Raw genomic sequence first — 1,745 nt, forward strand, 5'->3', positions numbered from 1 at the left:
CTCGACGTACGAAGGGTTGCCGCCGTTCGCGTTACGCGGGTCGGTCAGGAAGCGCCGCAGCGTGCCGCCCCGGAACTGATCGCGCGGACGCAGCCGCCGCGGCCTCGCGGGATAGCGCTGCTCGTCATAACTGATCTCGGAGACCGTCTCGAGCGGCTCGCCACCATCGGTGGTCGATTCCGCCCCCGTTCCGAGCATCTCGTCCTCCGCCATGGTGCGCTCCTCAGCGTCGTCCACTCGCGACCTCCCTCACGTCACCCTCGACGCTAGTCGACACCGCCGACATGCGACGCGGGCATTGACCCGGGGCGCTCTCGTGTCGCCGGATCAGGCCGGCACCGAGGGCGCCGTCCGCAGCGCCGCCGCCGCGAGGATGAGCGCCAGGGCGCACAACCCCAGCACCGCGGCGAGGAACCAACCCCAACCGAGAGCTCCGAACACCACGCCCAGCCCCCACCCGAATGCGCTCGATCCGGCGTAATACCCCAGGTAGTACAGCGAAGAGGCTTGAGCGCGCGCGCCGGGCGCCGCGGCGACCGGGGTCCACCCGGAGGCCACCGCGTGGGCGCCGAAGAACCCCGCGGTGAACAGCACCAGCCCCACCAGGATCGCCGGGAGCACGGGGATCAGCATCGCCGCGGCCCCGATCGCCATCACCGTCGTACTCGTGAGCAGCACGCGCAGCCGCCCGTATCGCACCGCCAGCGCCCCCGCCTGCGGAGACGACACCGTGCCGGCGAGGTACGCCAGGAACAGCAGCGTGACGATCGCCGGCGCCAACAGGAAGGGCGGCGCCGTGAGGTGGAAGCCCAAATAGTTGTAGACCGCGACGAATGCGCCCATCAACAGGAACCCCTGCGCGTAGAGCGCCAGCTGCGCGCCCGATCGCAGGTTCGCCCCCACCCGACGCCGGAGCGACGGCCCTCGGATCGCGCGCGCACGCTGCGGGACGAACCCCCGCGCCGCCGGCACCAGCGTGAGGAACACCACAGCCGCGATCACGCAGAGGAGGACGACGGATGCCACCCCCCACCGCCACCCGACGGGTTCGCCGATCCACCCCGACACGACTCGCCCGGTGAGACCGCCCACCGTGGTTCCGGCGATGTAGGAGCCGGCAGCCGCGGCGACATGGCGGGCATCGACCTCTTCGCTGAGGTAGGCGAGCGCGACGGCGGGCACGGCGCCGAGGGCGACGCCCTCGAGCAGCCGGAGCACGAGCAGCGAACCGAGTTCGTGCGCTAACGGGGTGATCGCGCCCAGGACGGTCGCTGCGATCAGTCCGATCGTCATGGCCGGGACGCGCCCCACCCGGTCGGCGACGACCGACCATGGGATCACGGCGGCTGCCAACCCGAGGGTGGATGCCGACACTGTCAACGCCGCGTCGGCCGGATCGACCCGCAGGTCGGTGGCGATCGTCGGCAGCACGGCCTGGGTGGCGTAGAGCTGGGCGAAGGTCGCCACCCCACCGAAGAACAGCCCGACGAGCAATCGGCGGTACTCGCGACTCCCCGGAAGGTGCCCCGAGAACTCGCTCACCGGTCGAGCCTATCGCCGGGGGTACGAAAAAACGCCGGCGCGGACCCGCCCTCGCTGAAATCGCGGAGGGGCCGCACCGGCGCTGTCGCCCGTGCACGCATAACATGCGCGTGAATGCGAAATGGCCACCCAGCTTTGGGTGGCCATTTCGACTGAAAAGAAGTCCGGCGGTGTCCTACTCTCCCACAGGGTCCCCCCTGCAG

General features: G+C 70.8%; 2 protein-coding genes. Both read right to left on the reverse strand.

Annotated features, from left to right (window positions below; all coding sequences use genetic code 11):
- Nucleotides 1-198: hypothetical protein (locus DBR36_RS18725; RefSeq protein ID WP_258222967.1), on the reverse strand; the 198-nt coding region annotated here is incomplete at its 3' end.
- Between the two features lie 129 nt (nt 199-327).
- Nucleotides 328-1,542: an MFS transporter gene (locus DBR36_RS16970; RefSeq protein ID WP_258222966.1), complete on the reverse strand. Its 1,215-nt coding sequence runs from the start codon at nt 1,540-1,542 to the stop codon at nt 328-330.
- Between the last annotated feature and the right edge of the window lie 203 nt (nt 1,543-1,745).

This window comes from Microbacterium sp. HMWF026 (assembly GCF_003061325.1).
Taxonomy (GTDB): domain Bacteria; phylum Actinomycetota; class Actinomycetes; order Actinomycetales; family Microbacteriaceae; genus Microbacterium; species Microbacterium testaceum_E.